The following is a 17525-nucleotide window of genomic DNA, read 5'->3' as shown; positions in this document are numbered from 1 at the left end:
GCTATTAATGATGCCGTATGCTAACTATAGATCATAATCTACAATAAGCGGCGCATGATCGGAAAAGCGCTGGTCTTTATAAATGCTAGTGCTAATTATCTTATCTTTAAGTGCAGCACTGACAATCTGATAATCAATTCGCCAACCGACATTTTTTGCCCAGGCTTGGCCACGATTTGACCACCAGGTGTATTGATCGCCTTCTTGATTAATGACTCTGAAGGCATCAATCCACTGATCTTCAGCAAATAAACTATCCATCCATGCGCGTTCTTCCGGCAAAAAACCAGAATTTTTTTGATTGCCGCGCCAGTTTTTTAAATCAATGGCTTTGTGGGCAATATTCCAGTCGCCGCAAATAATATAGCGTCGGTCATCTTGTCCGCGCTGTTGTAGCAAAATGGCAAAATAATCCAAAAAGTTAAACTTAAACGCTTGGCGTTCTTCACCGGATGAGCCTGAGGGTAAATACAGTGAAATAACGCTTAGTTTGCCAAATTGCGCTTCAATAAAGCGGCCTTCGGCATCAAAATCCGCTTTACCAATGCCGCTAATAACCTTATCGGGTTGGGTTTTGCAATACAGCGCAACACCGCTATAGCCTTTTTTTTCAGCATCATGATAAAAACAGTGATAGTTTTGTGGAAAAAACGGCTCGGCACTGAGTTGGTTTATTTGCGCTTTGGTTTCTTGCAAGCAGATAACATCGGCATTTTGTTGCTGCATCCAGGTAAAAAAACCTTTACGTTCTGCGGAGCGGATGCCGTTGGCATTTAAACTGATGATGCGCATAAAAAATGGGTTGCGGTTTTGTTAGGTAAGACGTATTATACGAGGTTCTTCAATAAGTATGTAGCCCGTTTGTGGGTAATGTGAAAGTAATATGAAACCAGAAATTCACCCAAATTATAAGCAAATTACCGTGACGTGTGGCTGTGGTAACGTATTTGTAACAGGCTCTGCCTTAGGCAAAGATTTGATGATAGAAGTTTGTTCTTCTTGCCATCCTTTCTATACCGGTAAACAACGCGTTGTCGATACTGCAGGTCGTGTTGATAAATTCCGTAAAAAATACGGCAAGTAATTTGTTTGTGCCAGATTTCTTCTGGCATTGTCAAGCAGTATAAGAGACTAAATCCTGGCAGGATTTAGCAGTTAATGCACTTTCTGCCTAGGGTGAGTTCGCTCTCATCATTTCAAAATACATAAGATAGTAACGCTGGCTTGTTATAAGCCATATGCGATCTCTCGCTTTATTTTTTCAATTGTACAGCCGTATTAAAACAGCGATGTTAATAACATCACTGTTTTATAGTCAGCTGTTTTGTTCGTTAAAACAGTGACTCAACTACAGGTTTAGCGGTGGCTGGCTTATTTTGTTGTGGGGAGTTACCGGCTTCCGAGCTAGATGTTGATGATTTGCGTTTTGATTTACTAGTACTTGCGCTGTTGTTGAAGTAATTTTTGCTAGCGCTACTTTTTCTTTTGGATTTCTTTGGTGAAGATATTATTTCCCCTTCTTCTGAGAGAACAGTGCCTGCTTGTGCCAATAGTTTAGGTGAATAATCGGATTGGTAAAATTCCCCGCCTTTTTTAATGATGCCTTTTGGGGGTATAAAAGGCTGTACTGGCGTGCCTTTGAGTGCTGTGCGCATAAACTCAATCCACATGGGCAATGCGGCTACGCCACCGGTTTCCACTTTGCCCAGCGGTGCAAAATTGTCAAAACCTACCCAGGCGCTGGCTGCAATCGAAGGCGTAAAGCCATTAAACCAGGCATCGCGTTGATCGTTGGTCGTGCCTGTTTTACCAGCAAGATCTGATCTGCCTAATACTTTCGCATCGGTTGCAGTACCTTTTTGAACCACGTCTCTCAGTAATGAATTCATAAGAAAGTTAATTTGTGGCGAAATAACCCGCGTTGCTTGGGTAGGCTTTGGTTTTTGCTTGGCAGAGCAGTTAGGGCAGGGTGTTTTTGGTTTAGCTTTAAAGATTATTTTTCCGTCACTGGCTTCGATGTGATCTATAAAATAAGGGTCAACCAAAAAACCGCCGTTAGCAAAAGTGGCAAAAAAACGTGACATTTGTAACGGTGAAGCATGGCCACTGCCGAGCGCTAGAGACAAGCCTCTAGGTAGCTGGTCTTTTGTAAAGCCAAAACGCAAGCCGGTTTTAATACCGGTATCAATGCCCATTTCTTTCAATAAGCGAATAGAAACAATGTTTCGCGAATAAGTAATGGCTTTTCTAATACTGGTTAGGCCGTAGAATCTTTTGCTGTAATTTTCAGGTCGCCAGTCATTTTCTTGGCTTTTATCCCGTATGACGATGGGTGCATCATTAATTAAGCTGGCAGGAGAATAGCCGTGTTCTAAGGCGGCCGTATAAATGACTGGCTTGAAGCCAGAGCCGGGTTGTCTTTTTGATTGTGTGGCGCGATTGTATTTATTACGGGTAAAGTCGAAACCACCGACCAATGCTAAAATAGCGCCATTTTTAGGATCTAAAGCCACAAATGCTCCCTCTACCTTAGGTGCTTGCGTAAAGGCCCAGTTATCATTTTTTAATTGCCGCACACTCAGAATATCCCCTACTTTTAGCGTTTTTCTGATAGTACCGGTTGCTCTACTATTTTTCCATGCAACATCAATTAGTGTATTATTTTGTAATCGTGCTGTGGCTTTTTGATTAGATAAGCTTACAATTGTGGCGGGATATGTATCACCAATAACCGGCATATCAGTAAATTTAATATTTTTGCTGGTGTCAGCGATGGATATTTTATAACCGTGACGCTCGTCATAACTGTGCAGCGTATGACGTAATGCTTGGTCAGCCGCTTTTTGTAAGGGAGCGCTAATGGTTGTATAAACATTCATACCTGATGTGTAAGCGCCTTCACCGTATTGTTCAAATAATTGCTGTCTTACCATTTCTGCAACAAAAGGAGCTGCAACATCGGAAGACGAATATTGTAACTTTGCCGTAGAAGGTTGTTTGATGGCATCGTTATATTCTGCTGGGCTGATTTTTTTAAGCTCAAGCATACGGTGTAAAACATAATTGCGTCTTGTCAGTGCGCGTTTTTCGTTGGTAATGGGGTTGTAAGCCGACGGTGCTTTCGGTAGGCCAGCAATCATGGCGTGTTCGGCAAGCGATAACTTATTCAATGGCTTACCGTAATAAGTTTGTGTGGCCGCGACCACACCGTACGCACTGTGCCCCATATAAATTTGGTTGAGGTATAGCTCAAGAATTTTATCTTTTGAATATTCCCGCTCAAGTTTTAATGCCAGAATAATTTCTTTTAATTTACGCGTGTAGGTTTTTTCGTTACTCAAGAAAAAATTACGAGTAACTTGCATGGTAATAGTGCTGCCACCTTGGCTTTTTTTACCGGTCAGTGCTAGCTGAAGAACCGCACGCACCAAGCCTTTATAGTCTACGCCAGGGTGTTCATAAAAATTATCATCTTCAGAAGCTAAAAATGCATTAATCAGTTGTTTAGGGACTTGATCAATGGCTAATGGAATGCGTTTGTTGCCACCGAATTGTGCAATTAATAGCTTTTCTTTGCTGTAGATATTAAGTGGTGTTTGATATTCGACATTTTGCAAGGTTGACGTATCAGGCAAGCTAACAAGCAATTGTTTATAAAATAAAAAACCAGAAATTCCTGCTATTAGAGTGACGGTCGCCAATAATTTTAAAGTGTTTCCGCTTGATATTTTTATTGCCACAAGTCTTTCCAGTGAAATTTGATGTTGTCAGAAGTAGAGTGCTTGATGATGAATTAAAAAATATAAAAACCTTGTTATGAGTCGTTGTCTTACATAAAAAAGGTTTTATTTTCAGTGTAAGCATTCCATGTGCCAGTTTGGTAGGCAGTATAGAGCAACATGGCCAACAAACAAATAAATTGAATATTTTTACTTTTAAAATAAAAAACGCAACTATACTTCAAATGCCAATTTTTTTTACTGATTTAAAGATAAAATTAAACATGTTAACCGTCATTAGCCAATTAATTATCACGTTTTAAGGATTGTTGCATGAAGTGGTTTGGAGGTAAGCAAAATGCGGTACTGGGGCTTGATATTAGTACGGTAGCGGTAAAGCTACTGGAACTAAGTAAGTCGGGTAATCGTTATAAAGTAGAGAGTTACGCGGTTGCCCCGTTAGTATTGCAAACGGGTATTATTGATAAGGCCACGATTAGTACCGACATTATTGCGGATGCAATAAAGCTGGCCGTTAAGCATTCGGGAACTCGGCTTAAATATGCCGCTGTTGCAGTTTCTGGTGCGGCGGTGATGACTAAAATAATTACTATGCCCGCTGCGTTAACCGATGATGAGGTTGAAGAGCAAATTATGATTGAGGCTGATCAGTATGTGCCTTACGCACTTGATGAGGTCAGTCTTGATTTTGAGGTACAAGGCGTTAATGAACACAACCCTGACATGGTGAATGTTATCTTGGCGGCTTCTCGGAAAGATAATGTTGATGACCGTGTTGAAGCACTGGTCAAAGCAGGGCTTAAAGCCAAAGTGGTTGATGTAGAAGCGTTTGCAATGGAGAACGTTTTTGGCTTGTTGTCCGCACAAATACACAGCTCAACAACAGGACAAACAGTGGCTATAGCTGATATAGGCGCTACCTTATCGACCTTAAACGTACTTCACGATGGTCATACGGTGTATACCCGTGAGCAAGTATTTGGTGGTAAGCAACTGACAGAAGAAATTCAACGGCGTTACGGTTTGTCGTGGGAAGAAGCCGGTTTGGCAAAAAAACACGGTGGTTTACCAGAAAATTATATGACTGATGTGCTAGAGCCGTTTAAGCGTGCAGTCGTGCAGCAAATTGCCCGTTCCTTACAGTTTTTCGTGTCTTCAAGTGCCAATAAAAATATTGATTGTATTATTCTAGCGGGCGGCTGTGCCTCTATACCGGGTATAGAAAAGCTGGTGTCGCAAACCTTAGGGGTAACGGCGTATATTGCCAATCCTTTTGTCGATATGACGTTGGCGAGCAAGGTAAAACCGCAAACCCTGAGTAATGATGCGCCTGCGATGATGTTGGCTTGTGGCTTAGCATTAAGGAGTTTTGACTGATGGCAAAAATCAATTTACTGCCTTGGCGTGATGAGCTTCGTAAAAAAAAGAAAAGAGATTTTTTTTCGGCAATGGCCGCTGCTGCGTTAGTAACCGGTGCAATTCTTTTAGGTGTTCATGTTCATATAGATAGCTTAAAGTCTTATCAAGAGCAAAGAAACCGATTCATAGAAGATGAAATAGTCGCATTGGATAAAAAAATTATTGAAATCAGGGCTATTGAAGAGAAAAAAAGTAAATTGCTGTCAAAAATTGATTTGATTCATAAGCTGCAAGAAAGTCGTCCAGAAATTGTGCATTTATTTGATGAAATTCCTAAATCTACTCCCGATGGCGTATTTCTATCCAAATTTACGCAAGTTGGTAGAGAGCTGATTTTTGAAGGCAAATCGCAATCAAATGCACGGGTTTCTGCCTTTATGCGGGCAATTGAAGTGTCATCGTGGCTTGGAGGGCCACGGCTTGACGTGATCCAAATATCTAATGCAGGCACGACAGATCAATTAAGTGATTTTGTGCTACACGCTACTTTAGGCCAAAAACATGCTAAGACCGAGGCAGTAAAATGAACCTATCGGACGTTAATTGGGATATTAATGCGGCGGGGACGTGGCCTTTGCCGATTAAAGCAGTGGCGACTTTGTTGGTATGCGCGTTGGTTGCAGCGGGTGGTGTTTATATGTTCACGCTGGATCGTTTGGACAGTCTTGATGCCATCAAACTAAAAGAGCAGGAATTACGAACTACTTTCGAATCTAAGCAGAAAAAAGCCGTTAATCTGCGTGATTATCAAAAACAGCTCAGTGATATTGAATCGTCATTGGAAGTGATGATCCGGCAAATGCCCACGGAAGAAGAGGTGGCCAGTTTATTGATTGATATTTCACAAACGGGTTTAGCCAGTGGTTTGGAGTTTAAGTTGTTTAGACCCAGTGGACCTGTTAAGCAAGAATTCTATTCTGAATTGCCGATCAGTATTCAAGTAATAGGTAAATACGAGGAGTTAGGTATGTTTGTCAGTGGCTTGGCATCGTTGCCGCGTATTGTTACCGTACATGATGTCAACATTGTGCCCTATGGTAAAGATGGCGCTATGATGATGAATGCAGTCGTTAAGACCTATAACGAAGGTAGCACAAACAGCGATGGTGCGGCGGTTAACAGGAAGAGAGGCTAGCCATGTCGCATGATATATCAAGGTTGTCTTTGCGCCATTGGGTGCGATTAAGCATGAGTTCTGCTGTTTGTGCGATTTTGTTGACAAGTTGTGCTGAGCAGGATTTTACCGAGTTGCAAAAATACATCGCAGACGTTAAAGCCAGACCGAAAGGCCCTATTGAACAATTGCCTGCCATTAAGAATGTTGAACCTTATATGTTTAAGCCTGACGGCTTACGTGATCCGTTTCAGCCCTTGGAGCAACCCGAAGAAGAAGAGGCTGAAATTGCAAAGTCTAATGGTATAAAACCGGATACCAGTCGCCGTAAGGAGGAGTTAGAAGCTTTTCCTTTGGATGGTTTAAAAATGGTGGGTACTGTGGTTATGAATGCAAGCTTATGGGGTTTAATAAAAGCCAGTGATGGCACTGTTCATCGTGTTCAGGTGGGTAATTATATAGGGAAAAACTATGGAAAAATTATACGTATTGTTACGGATAAAGTTGAAATTATGGAAATAGTGCCTGATAAACCTGGTTCCTGGCGTGAGCAACAGGCTTCATTAGCGTTAGCAGACTAATTGTGAGGAAAAATAATGGAGAATAAACAAGGTGACACAATGGTGGGTATAGCGCGGTGTTTTTTAAGCACACATTATTTGATTGTTTTTTTAATGCTGTTTCAGATGACAGCGGCTGCAGCAAGTGATCTTACTATTACCAATATTGATGTTGCGACAGTATCGGGTGGCAAGCTGCAAATACAGCTGGAATTAAGTGGTGCTGCGGTTACGCCTAAAGTATTTCATACCGATAATCCAGCCAGAATTGCCATGGATTTAACCGGTGTTAAAAGTGCGCTTGCTAAAAAAATGTATCCTATTAATCAAGGTGCTGTCAGCAGTGTGTATGTGGCAGAAGCGGCGGATAGAATACGCATTGTTGTTAATTTAATGGAAGCCACGCCCTTTGAAACCACGATCGAGGGCAATAAAATATTGTTGACACTCAATAGCGCAGGTTCGGCTGTAACAAGTACCGCCAAACCTTATTACCCTGAACAAGATACCCACTCAGCCATTAACACGCTAATGCCAGAGCAAGCTATTAGTGGGCTTGACTTTAAACGTGGTGATAACGGTGAGGGGCGAATATTGGTTGCTTTAGCAAATCCTAATACGATTGTTAATAGTCGAGAAGAAGCCGGTAAAGTGGTGGTCAGTTTTGTTAATACCCGTTTGCCGGATAACCTGGCTAAGCGTTTGGATGTGTCTGAATTTGGCACGCCGGTTAAATATATTGAGGCAAATACGTCCAGTCGTGAGACGACAGTGACTATGTCTTTGCAAAATAGCTTATATGATTATTCCTTGTTTCAGGCGGATGGTTTATTAACGATTGAGTTTAGACCGCTAACCTCTGCTGAAAAAGAAGTGCTGGATAATAAACGCGTAAAATACACGGGCGACAGATTATCATTAAATTTTCAGGACATTGATATTCGCAGTGTGATTGCAATTTTGGCCGAATTTACTGGCCAGAACGTGGTGGCCGGTGATGAGGTTGTTGGTACAATTACCTTAAAATTAGATGATGTACCGTGGGATGAAGCCTTGGATTTCATTATGATGACCAAAGGTCTGGAAAAATTTGAAACCGGCAATGTCACGCTTATTGCACCGATTGGTAAAATTAAAGAATACAAAGAAAAGCAAAAAGAAACAGAAGCGGTTGTTGAGCAGTTAGACCCGCTAATTACCGAATATATTAAGATTAACTACGCCAGAGCTGAAAACTTTCGTAATTTGTTAAATGGTCAAGATACCGGTGCCTTTGGCAGTTGTGGTGCGAGTACTGCGTCTGGTGGTTCTGGCTCAAGTTCTAATTTAGGCAATATTGGCGCAGTGGGTCTTGTTCCAGGACAGAACCAACTAAACAGTGGTAATTCTACTGGGCAAGGTCAAAATGAACAGTTTAAAATTTTGTCATCACGCGGTTCTGCGGTAGTGGATGCCAGAACCAATACCTTGATTGTTCGAGAAACCACAAAACGTTTGGAAGAGGCTAAAAAATTGATTCGCAAGCTTGATGTGCCGGTGCGTCAAGTGATGATTGAATCAAGAATTGTTATTGCTACCAATACATTTGCCAAGCAAATGGGGGTTAAATTTGGTGCAGCGGCACTGGGCGGTACGCCTGGTCAAACTGAATTTGGTATTGGTGGTGGGGGAGCAATCTCTGGCACTAAAGGTACAAAAGGTACTCTAAGCGGTGGGGATTCAAACGTAAAGATTAATGATACGCTGGTCGATTTGGGTGCGGCGGTAGCGGCAGGCAGTGGTGGTGCATTGGCGTTGACTTTAGTTAAAGGTGCGGATTACGTATTAAATCTTGAGTTGTCTGCCTTACAAGATCAAGGGCTTGGCGAATTGGTGTCTAACCCGCGTGTAATGACCTCTGATCGTTGTCAGGCCAGCATTAAACAAGGTGTGCAAATTCCGTATCAAACCGTGAGTCAAAACGGTACGCAAACCCAGTTGGTTGATGCTGCGTTGCAACTGGATGTGTTGCCGCAAATCACGCCCAGTGGCAGTGTTGTCATGCAGTTAAAGATCACTAAAGATGCGCCTGGTGAGGTTACTCCAGGTGGTATCGGTATTGATACGCGGCAAATTAGCACTAACGTGCATGTTATGAACGGTGAAACAGTCGTGCTAGGCGGTGTTTTTGAAGGGATACAGCAAAATACGACCAATAAAGTCCCGTTCTTTGCCGACTTACCTGGTGTGGGTTTCTTGTTTAAGAAAACTGCTAAACAGGACAATAAAAAAGAGTTGCTGATTTTTATCACACCAAAAATTATCACAGATAATACGATAAAAGATTGATCGCTTCTACTTGAGACAAAAAGGGGGCATAATGCCCCCTTTTTTAATTGATTAATTTCCTAAAAATAACCTATCGTGCGACGAGAGAATATATATTTAATAGGCCTTATGGGTACAGGAAAAACGACAATAGGTCGGCAGCTGGCGAAAGCTATTAAATTGCCTTTTTATGATACCGATAAAGCCATTGAAGAAAGTACCGGTGTAGATATTCCCACTATTTTCGAATTTGAAGGTGAGGAAGGTTTTCGTGAGCGCGAACAAAAAATGTTGCAGCAACTGACAAAATTAAAAGGCGTTGTATTAGCAACTGGCGGCGGCACGGTATTGCGAGAAGCTAATCGTAAGCTTTTGCAAGAGAATGGTTTTGTAGTATATTTGCAATGTCCTATTGATCGTATTTTAGAGCGCACACGCAAAGATAACCAACGCCCGTTATTGCAAACCGAAAATCCCAGGCAGCGACTGGAAGGCTTGCAAGCGCAACGCGAACCTTTGTATTTAGCCTGTGCTGATTTTAAAATTGATACCGGCATGATGCCCAGTAAAGCTATCGTCACGCGCATTTTGGAAGAATACCGCTCGAATTTATGAAGACATTAACCGTGGAATTGGGTGCGCGGCGCTACCCCATTTATATTGGCTCCGGTTTATTGGCGCAACCCGATATTTTTCGCCAGCACATTAAATCTACCCAAGTATTGGTGGTTACTAACGATACGGTGGCAGCCCTGTATTTGCAACCGGTATTAAATCAACTGCAAGATTACCGCGTCGAAAGCCTTATTTTGCCCGATGGCGAGCAATTTAAAACCTTAGACACCTTATCTACGGTTTTTGATAAATTACTGGCTGCCAAATTTAGCCGTAACGCCACCTTGATTGCTTTAGGCGGCGGGGTTATCGGTGATATGGGTGGCTTTGCTGCGGCGTGTTATCAGCGTGGTATTGCATTTATTCAAATTCCCACCACATTGTTAGCGCAAGTTGACTCCTCTGTGGGTGGCAAAACCGGTGTGAATCATCCCTTGGGTAAAAACATGATCGGCGCGTTTTATCAGCCGCAATGCGTGATTGCCGATGCCGATGTATTAGATACGCTGGATGATCGTCAGTTATCGGCAGGTCTTGCCGAAGTGATTAAATACGGCTTGATCAGAGATATTGAATTTTTTGTCTGGTTGGAAAATAACATGGAAGCGTTATTGGCTAGGGATAAAACCGCTTTGGCTTATGCGATAGAGCAATCCTGTGTTAACAAAGCGCATATTGTTGCCGAGGATGAAACGGAATCTGGCGTGCGGGCAACGCTTAATTTAGGCCATACCTTTGGTCATGCTATCGAGACCGGTAGTGGTTATGGGCATTATTTACACGGCGAAGCAGTGGCGATTGGTACGTGTCAGGCGGCTGATTTGTCCAGGCGCAAAGGCTGGTTAACAGAGGCTGATGTGGATAGAATTATCAGTCTGTTTATGAAAGCTAGATTGCCAGTAATACCGCCCGCACAAATGACCACCGAACAGTTTTTAGAACTCATGGCGGTTGACAAAAAAAATGTTGATGGTCAAATTCGAGTCATTTTGTTAAAAACAATCGGCGCAGCGTTGCTACCTATTGATGTAGAAAGTTCGTTGTTGCAACAAACGCTTAACAGCTATGGTAGGCACTAAAATTATCACTAAGACAGGATAATACGGCTACCCCGCTTAATAAGGGACAAAATGTAGCTTGGGTTGAACGCTTTTCTCAACCCAAAATTTCCAAAGCATTATAAATGTTGGGTTGCCAAACAGCAGGCAGTCCAACCTACGTGAATGTTATTATTTTTTGTCCCGTGTTAAGTTGATAGCTGATAATACAGTAGGTTGAGCGATCTATTTTTTGCAGCTCACCAATTCTGTCGCTGGGCTACCCACTTAAGGCGGGACAGTTTCAGGTTAAGCCGTTCGTGGTGAGCTTGTCGAACCATGATCGGCTTAACCGCCCACCCTTCGACAGGCTCAGGGCGAACGGTTAAGCTTTGCACCGTGTCCTGCCTTAATTGGGTAGCTTGTCGCTGTAAATACTGAGTTGCCAAAGCAGGCAATCCAACCAACACCCCATCGTATAGCACTATCATCATGACGACATTAAAAAACGACACTTTTATTAGAGCATTGTTAAAACAACCTGTTGAACAAACACCGGTATGGATGATGCGGCAGGCAGGCCGGTATTTACCTGAATACAGGAAAGTGAGAGAGCAAGCCGGTAGCTTTTTAAATCTGTGTACCAATCCTGAGCTGGCGTGCGAAGTGACTATGCAGCCACTGCGGCGTTTTGATTTTGATGCTGCGATTTTATTTTCCGATATTCTGACCATTCCTGATGCAATGGGTCTTGAGTTGCGCTTTACCGAAGGCGAAGGCCCTAAGTTTGACAAACCTATCAGAACGGTGGCCGATGTGCATAAATTGCCGATTCCTGATCCTGAGCTTGAATTACGCTATGTCATGGACGCAGTGCGATTAATTCGTAAGACTTTGCAAGGTTCTGTGCCGTTGATTGGTTTTTCTGGCAGTCCTTGGACTTTGGCAACTTACATGGTAGAGGGGGGTAGTAGCAAAACTTTTCGGTTAGTTAAAGGTCTAATTTACGAGCAACCTGCCGTCGCGCACATTATGCTCGATAAATTAGCGCAATCGGTAGCGGCGTATCTTAACGCGCAAATTGAAGCTGGCGCTCAAGTGGTTATGCTGTTTGACACCTGGGGTGGCGTATTAACGACCGAAGATTATGCTGAGTTTTCGTTATATTACGCCAAACAAGTGCGATCTTTACTGAAGACTTCGCATGATGGTCAGCCCGTTCCTGCTTTATTGTTTACCAAAGGCGGTGGTCTGTGGCTAGAAGATATGGCCGATGCAGGTTACGATGCCTTGGGTTTAGATTGGCAAACTGACATCAATAAAGCCAGAGCGCGGGTGGGTGATCGTGTCGCTTTGCAAGGCAATATGGATCCGGTATATTTGTACGCGCAGCCGGATGATATCATTGAAAAAGTTAAAACTATTTTACACGGCTATGGTACAGGTTCTGGTCATGTATTTAATTTGGGGCACGGCATTTTGCCGGACATGAACCCTGAGCATGTAAAAGTGATGGTTGATGCTGTACATGAGTACAGCAGGGTATATCATCAATCCTAATGTTTTCGATAGTAAGAGAGGATTCTGCGATGAAAATAATAAAATTATTAGTAGCGGTGAGTTTGCTTGCGGTGAATGTTCAAATTAGTGCAAAAGCTGCTGCTAAACCGACGGATATTGTGGTATACCGCAGCCCTAGCTGCACTTGTTGTGGCAAATGGGTAGAGCATTTAAAGCAAAATAACTTCGTTGTGCAAGATAATGTTACCGACGATGTACAAACGCTGAAAAACAAACACGGTATTACGCCAGAACTGGCTTCTTGCCATACGGCGATTGTTGATGGTTATGTTATTGAAGGCCATGTGCCAGCTGAAGATATTGTTGCTTTATTAAAAACTAAACCACACGTTGTGGGTTTATCCGCTCCGGGTATGCCCGTGGGTACGCCAGGTATGGAAATGGGTGGCAAAAAAGACGCATATGATGTTGTCAGTTTCGACAATAAACAACACACTGAAGTATTTACCCATTATAAAGGTGAGCAGTGATTCTTGCGGGTGATGTGGGTGGTACAAAAACTATTTTGGCGTTATTCACTGCCGATACAGAGGGTTATCAGCGTGTTATAAAACAGCGCTATGCCAGTGCTGATTTTGCATCGTTTAACGATTTATTGCGGACATTTTTGAATGCAGCACAGTGGCCTGAAGTGAGTGTTGTTGCCATTGGTGTGGCAGGGCCTATTATTAATGGTGATTGCCATGCTACCAATTTACCGTGGCTGTTAAGTCGTAGCGAAATTGGTGCGTGCGCGGGTGCAAAACAGGTCGTCTTATTAAATGATTTGGAAGCTACTGCCTGGGGATTGCTGGCATTACCTGAACAAAACTTTGTTGAATTAAATCCCAGTGCCGTATTTTTGCAGGGTAATCACGCCGTGATTGCTGCAGGAACCGGTTTAGGTGAGGCAATTATGGCTTATGATGGTACTCACTATCATATTATTGCTACCGAAGGTGGACACAGCGATTTTTCGCCAACCAATGCACAAGAAATTGCTTTACTTCAGTTTATGCTTACCAAATATCCTGAACACGTAAGCTATGAGCGCTTGGTTTCTGGAGAGGGTTTGGTGAGTATTTACCAATTTTTGGAACAATCAGCTTATGCCAGTGCTAATGCAGGTATTGCACAACAGTTGCTGGAACACGATGCCGCAGCGGTTATTGGTGAAAACGGTGTTGCAGGTCAAGATGCGTTATGTACGGAAGCCGTGCGGCTGTTTTGTAAGCTGTATGGTTCAGAAGCCGGTAATTTGGCCTTAAAATGTTTACCTTACGCGGGTGTGTATTTGGCGGGTGGCATTGCTGGTAAGATATTGCCGGTATTGCAGGCTGGGCATTTTATGGAGGGTTTTCTTGCCAAAGGTCGCTGCAGAAAAATGTTACAGGGTTTATCTGTTAAAGTCTGTCTGGAGCCCGATGTGGCTTTGATAGGTGCGTTAAATTATGCATCTGGCAGGCCGCATACTGAAATTTATTCGATTTGATAATCAATCTTGCAGGTTACATATTTTAAGTAAATATTTTTGCAGTGTTGAATACATAGTTAAAATTTAGTAAATTTCATCTCATCAATTAAGGCGCAGCAGTATTACACGCCAAAATCAACCCGCAACACTGACAACGATAAATTAATGCAAATACGAAAACAGGATTCGTTAGAGTTCGTCCCTGATTGCATTTTTTTCAGTAATCAAATAGACTGGATTTTTGTGTAATTCATTGCATTTATATAATCGCTTTAGAGTTTTATATGAGTGTGTCGCTAAAATTATAAAAAAGTAACGGCGATGGAACTAAATAACAAACTAAAAAATAGCAGTGGTGGTCTGGGTGCTTTAATTAATCGTGCTCAAACGCTTTTCGTTGGTATGCTACGAATATGGTCTATCCCCATTGTTCTGATGCTCAGTGTTGCATCGGGATTTACCACTTTTTACGGCATGTCGCATTTTATTACCCCGTGGATTGCATTGATTATTACCATTGCAATTCAGTCCATTATTGTTATTTGTTCACTCGAAATTGCCGGCATCCATTGGAAAGCCAACCGGATGCGTTTTTTAAGTGTATTTTTATCGCTGTTGGTAGCAATCGCTGCGTCTATTACTTTTTCTTATTTTAAATTTTATGAAATTTCCGAAAGTGAAACTATTCATATTACACGGGTAAAATCAGTACAAAAAGAAGTTAACGATTATCTGGTATCGGTGTTAGGTTCTAAAGCAGGTTTGCTAAAGCAACAACAAGTTGAGCTGGACAAGCTTGCCGCAGAAGAATCGCAAGCTTACTTTGGGACGCATCCACAAGTTTCTCCTGCATACAGAAATGTTGTGGGTACGGGTAAATTTTGGAAGCATTACAACCAAATACATTTGGCTAAAAAACAGCAAGTTAAACAGCTGGAGCAAAGCTTCCAGTTAATTGATGATGACATAAGAAAGCTGCAAATTAATTTAAATCAGCTGGATGATGACGCTCAAAACAACTATAAAAAAATGGTTTCTGGATTACAGGAAATTCAGCTCAAATCTAATCAAATGGCCGCTAACAGTGGTTACACGGTACCACAAGCGCCAGTGATGATGCCTTATTCGCAGTTTGCTCAAGGTATGACACCGTCGTTTGCCATGTGGAATAATTTTTCGTTATTTGCATTTTTATGTGCGGGCATGGTTGATTTCTTCACGTTTTTATTGTCATACCGCATGGAGCTTACTGCGCCTGGGCCTTTAAACGAGGACGAACAAGAGCTGGTTTTTGAATGTCTTAAACAGTTTAGTGAATTTCGAATCAATGCCAACGATGAGCTTGAGATAGTCATTGAAAAATCTGATATAGAAAAGGCGAGACGTTATTCGGATTGGTCGCGGATGTTTGCGGTGGGTTTTTTGTTAAGCCGTGGTTTTTTGCGTAAAATAGACTCGCGTTCTGTTGAATTTGCGCCTAATCTTTACCCGCTGATTGCTGAAAAACTAAGTGAAAAACTCAAGGCTCTTAAAATAGCCCAGGTGACTGACGTAACGTCTAATTTTCACGCTGAATCGGTGCAGTCAGCCAGCGAGGTACGCTATGAGCAACAATAAATCATTATTGGATGATTGGCTGACACAAACAAACTATGACTTGTTAAACCCTTCGGCACACGATTTTTGGGATCCGGGTTTTGATGCTGAACGACGCGTCGTGTTATCAAAGTTTGGCACGTACACGCGGCTGTATTTACGGCCACAAAAATTTATACGGCGGTTTTTTCACACCGTTTATCCGTTACCGGTCGAGGAATGGCAGCTTAATATGGAAACTGTGTTGTACAGCGGTTTTTGTACCTTGCAAACCAGTTTAAATATCCATTTTCAAGCCACGTTTAATTACGCGCAGCGTAATATGGAATCTTTACTGGATATTAATCGCCATATTACGCTCAGCTATGAGGGTTTAATAAGAGATATTGTTGACGCTGAATTACGCAGTACCAAAGATGGTAATTGGATACTGACCGGCTTGGCAGATTTGGAAAAAAAGATTGAAAATATCATTAACGAAACCTTATTGCTAAAGCATATTCAATGTCGGACAACGTGTGCATTGAAACCCTTTTTTGAAGAGCTGACCGATGATGCGATGCTGGATGGTAAATTTGCTCAGGAAACCGTATATTTTAATGTCTTAAAAAAGAATTTTGAATTTCGTGAGAAACATAATCAAGAATTATTTCGACAAAGTGAAGAGCTGGAGGTGCAGCGCTTACAGCATAAGCAAACACAATTGGAAAAAATGCAGCAAGAAGACGAAATACAACGTCAACAGCTGGCATTACAGGCTGAAAATAAGCGTCGATTGTTAGAAGAGCAAGAAAAACACTTGAGCGACGAATATGAAATAAAAGCCCGTTTGCATACGCAAAAATTAAGCCATGAGAAGCAGTTACGGGAGTTGGAGCAAAACACAGAAACGCAAATGTTGTTAAATCAACAACCCAAGCAGCACGAGCTGGAATTACGTTTGTTGTCTAATAAAATACAGCACGATAGTCGTTTGAAAGAGCAAGAGTTGGATGCGGAAATAAAAATATTTGAAACCCAACAAACCAAATGGAATTTAGCGAAAGAGCAATTACAGACGGATAAAATTAAGCAGGAAGAGCGCTTAAAACAAAATGAATTGGCGGCAGAAATCCGAGAGCAAGAAGTTTATCAACGTGAAAAGCAACAAATTCAAGAACGATTAGAAGCTGAGAAAATACAACATCAGGCTAAGTTGAAAGAAATGCAGCTAGATGCCGAACGTAAAGAGTTGGAGTTATTGGCTGAAGCCTCAAAGTATAAAGAAAATTATTTACATAAAGAAATTGAATGGTTGGTTTTGGATAAGCAACGCGCTGAATTAGCGCGTGCTATACGTGAAACAAAAATCAGTGATTTATAGTGTGTTACTTATGTCTCATTACTGCGTCTTTTAATGCTAACTATCTTGTTCGGTTAGCGACTAATATAACGAAACTCACAGCGATAATGAGTAGCCATCCAATTCATTTTATAAAATAAGGTATTTAAATGCGATCATTTCATAAACAATTAAAACAAAATTTGGTGTTGTGTGTTTTCAGCGGTGTGTTGTTTGCGTTTAACCCTGCTATGGCTGCATCTGATAGGGAAATGCAGGAACAAGCACTTAAGGCGCTTGAACTGACCAAAAATCCACACGCTGGACATGAAAATACATTAGAAAAGACACAGGCGTTTCGTGGTGTTTTTTATGGTTATTTGCCTTGTGATGATTGTGAGGGGATTAAGGCTACCTTGTCGTTTAAACAAAATAATAATTATTTATTGGTGACTCAGCCAGCCAAGGCATCAACCAGGGAATTCTATGAAAAGGGAAAATATACCTGGAATGATGAATCTCATATTCTGGTATTAACATCTCACAAAGATTCAACTGTGCGGCAATATCATATTGAAAGCGAAGAAGCGCTGATTCAGTTTAACGCGGATGGTACGCCGATTAAAGGTGATCAGGAAAGTTATACTTTACGCAGAGGCGATACGATCAAATCGCGTCAAGTGCATATTCACTAAGGAACGTGCTTGACCTCCTTGCTTTAGCTAGTACTTAGTCACTCTTTAAGTGTCGGATAAAGCTTTTTCAATTTTATCCGAGCATCC

The 17525-nt window shown here is 41.8% G+C and carries 16 protein-coding genes; 14 read left to right on the top strand and 2 right to left on the bottom strand.

What is annotated here, in order from left to right; translation table 11 throughout:
- Positions 1-24 precede the first annotated feature (24 nt).
- Positions 25-792, bottom strand: a complete 768-nt coding sequence (locus tag CRENPOLYSF2_RS14810) for an exodeoxyribonuclease III (protein WP_087144725.1) — start codon at positions 790-792, stop codon at positions 25-27.
- A gap of 91 nt (positions 793-883) precedes the next feature.
- Here CRENPOLYSF2_RS14810 and rpmE point away from each other — a divergent pair, with 91 nt between their 5' ends.
- Entirely contained in the window at positions 884-1084 is a 201-nt protein-coding gene (rpmE, locus tag CRENPOLYSF2_RS14805; RefSeq protein WP_087144724.1) for a 50S ribosomal protein L31, read from the top strand.
- A 247-nt stretch (positions 1085-1331) separates the two neighbouring features.
- On the opposite strand, the gene CRENPOLYSF2_RS14800 is transcribed toward rpmE, so the two are convergent.
- Positions 1332-3740: a penicillin-binding protein 1A gene (locus CRENPOLYSF2_RS14800; protein WP_087144723.1), complete on the bottom strand. Its 2409-nt coding sequence runs from the start codon at positions 3738-3740 to the stop codon at positions 1332-1334.
- Positions 3741-4052: 312 nt separating this feature from the next.
- Here CRENPOLYSF2_RS14800 and CRENPOLYSF2_RS14795 point away from each other — a divergent pair, with 312 nt between their 5' ends.
- The 13 genes from CRENPOLYSF2_RS14795 (at position 4053) to CRENPOLYSF2_RS14730 (ending at position 17438) form a co-directional block, all read left to right on the top strand.
- Positions 4053-5117: a pilus assembly protein PilM gene (locus tag CRENPOLYSF2_RS14795; protein WP_087144722.1), complete on the top strand. Its 1065-nt coding sequence runs from the start codon at positions 4053-4055 to the stop codon at positions 5115-5117.
- Positions 5117-5686: a PilN domain-containing protein gene (locus CRENPOLYSF2_RS14790; protein ID WP_087144721.1), complete on the top strand. Its 570-nt coding sequence runs from the start codon at positions 5117-5119 to the stop codon at positions 5684-5686. The genes CRENPOLYSF2_RS14795 and CRENPOLYSF2_RS14790 overlap by 1 nt, the downstream gene beginning before the upstream one ends.
- Entirely contained in the window at positions 5683-6294 is a 612-nt protein-coding gene (locus CRENPOLYSF2_RS14785) for a type IV pilus inner membrane component PilO (protein ID WP_087144720.1), read from the top strand. The genes CRENPOLYSF2_RS14790 and CRENPOLYSF2_RS14785 overlap by 4 nt, the downstream gene beginning before the upstream one ends.
- Positions 6295-6296: 2 nt before the next feature.
- The gene (locus CRENPOLYSF2_RS14780) at positions 6297-6854 is read left to right on the top strand and encodes a pilus assembly protein PilP (protein ID WP_087144719.1); all 558 of its coding nucleotides are present in this window, start codon (positions 6297-6299) and stop codon (positions 6852-6854) included.
- 15 nt (positions 6855-6869) lie between these two features.
- Positions 6870-9161, top strand: coding sequence for a type IV pilus secretin PilQ (locus tag CRENPOLYSF2_RS14775; RefSeq protein ID WP_087144718.1), 2292 nt, complete (start codon positions 6870-6872; stop codon positions 9159-9161).
- Positions 9162-9233: 72 nt separating this feature from the next.
- Positions 9234-9755 carry a shikimate kinase AroK gene (gene aroK, locus CRENPOLYSF2_RS14770; RefSeq protein WP_087144717.1) on the top strand — a complete coding sequence of 174 codons (522 nt, stop codon included), beginning with the start codon at positions 9234-9236 and terminating at the stop codon, positions 9753-9755.
- The gene (aroB, locus tag CRENPOLYSF2_RS14765; protein WP_087144716.1) at positions 9752-10834 is read left to right on the top strand and encodes a 3-dehydroquinate synthase; all 1083 of its coding nucleotides are present in this window, start codon (positions 9752-9754) and stop codon (positions 10832-10834) included. The genes aroK and aroB overlap by 4 nt, the downstream gene beginning before the upstream one ends.
- A 450-nt stretch (positions 10835-11284) precedes the next feature.
- Positions 11285-12352 (top strand): uroporphyrinogen decarboxylase, encoded by a 1068-nt coding sequence (gene hemE / locus CRENPOLYSF2_RS14755; protein ID WP_087144714.1) that lies wholly within the window; start codon positions 11285-11287, stop codon positions 12350-12352.
- 29 nt (positions 12353-12381) lie between these two features.
- Positions 12382-12843, top strand: a complete 462-nt coding sequence (locus CRENPOLYSF2_RS14750) for a DUF411 domain-containing protein (RefSeq protein ID WP_087144713.1) — start codon at positions 12382-12384, stop codon at positions 12841-12843.
- Positions 12840-13844, top strand: a complete 1005-nt coding sequence (gene glk, locus CRENPOLYSF2_RS14745; RefSeq protein ID WP_087144712.1) for a glucokinase — start codon at positions 12840-12842, stop codon at positions 13842-13844. The genes CRENPOLYSF2_RS14750 and glk overlap by 4 nt, the downstream gene beginning before the upstream one ends.
- A gap of 303 nt (positions 13845-14147) precedes the next feature.
- Positions 14148-15443 (top strand): hypothetical protein, encoded by a 1296-nt coding sequence (locus tag CRENPOLYSF2_RS14740; protein WP_245808016.1) that lies wholly within the window; start codon positions 14148-14150, stop codon positions 15441-15443.
- Positions 15430-16785: a coiled-coil domain-containing protein gene (locus tag CRENPOLYSF2_RS14735; RefSeq protein WP_087144711.1), complete on the top strand. Its 1356-nt coding sequence runs from the start codon at positions 15430-15432 to the stop codon at positions 16783-16785. Before CRENPOLYSF2_RS14740 ends, CRENPOLYSF2_RS14735 begins: the two co-directional genes overlap by 14 nt.
- 128 nt (positions 16786-16913) lie before the next feature.
- Entirely contained in the window at positions 16914-17438 is a 525-nt protein-coding gene (locus CRENPOLYSF2_RS14730; protein ID WP_087144710.1) for a copper resistance protein NlpE, read from the top strand.
- Positions 17439-17525 lie beyond the last annotated feature (87 nt).

This window comes from Crenothrix polyspora, assembly GCF_900163755.1.
Lineage (GTDB): Bacteria > Pseudomonadota > Gammaproteobacteria > Methylococcales > Methylomonadaceae > Crenothrix > Crenothrix polyspora.
Note: the sequence above shows the minus strand (reverse complement) of the source record. Positions and strands in the feature narration are given on the sequence as shown.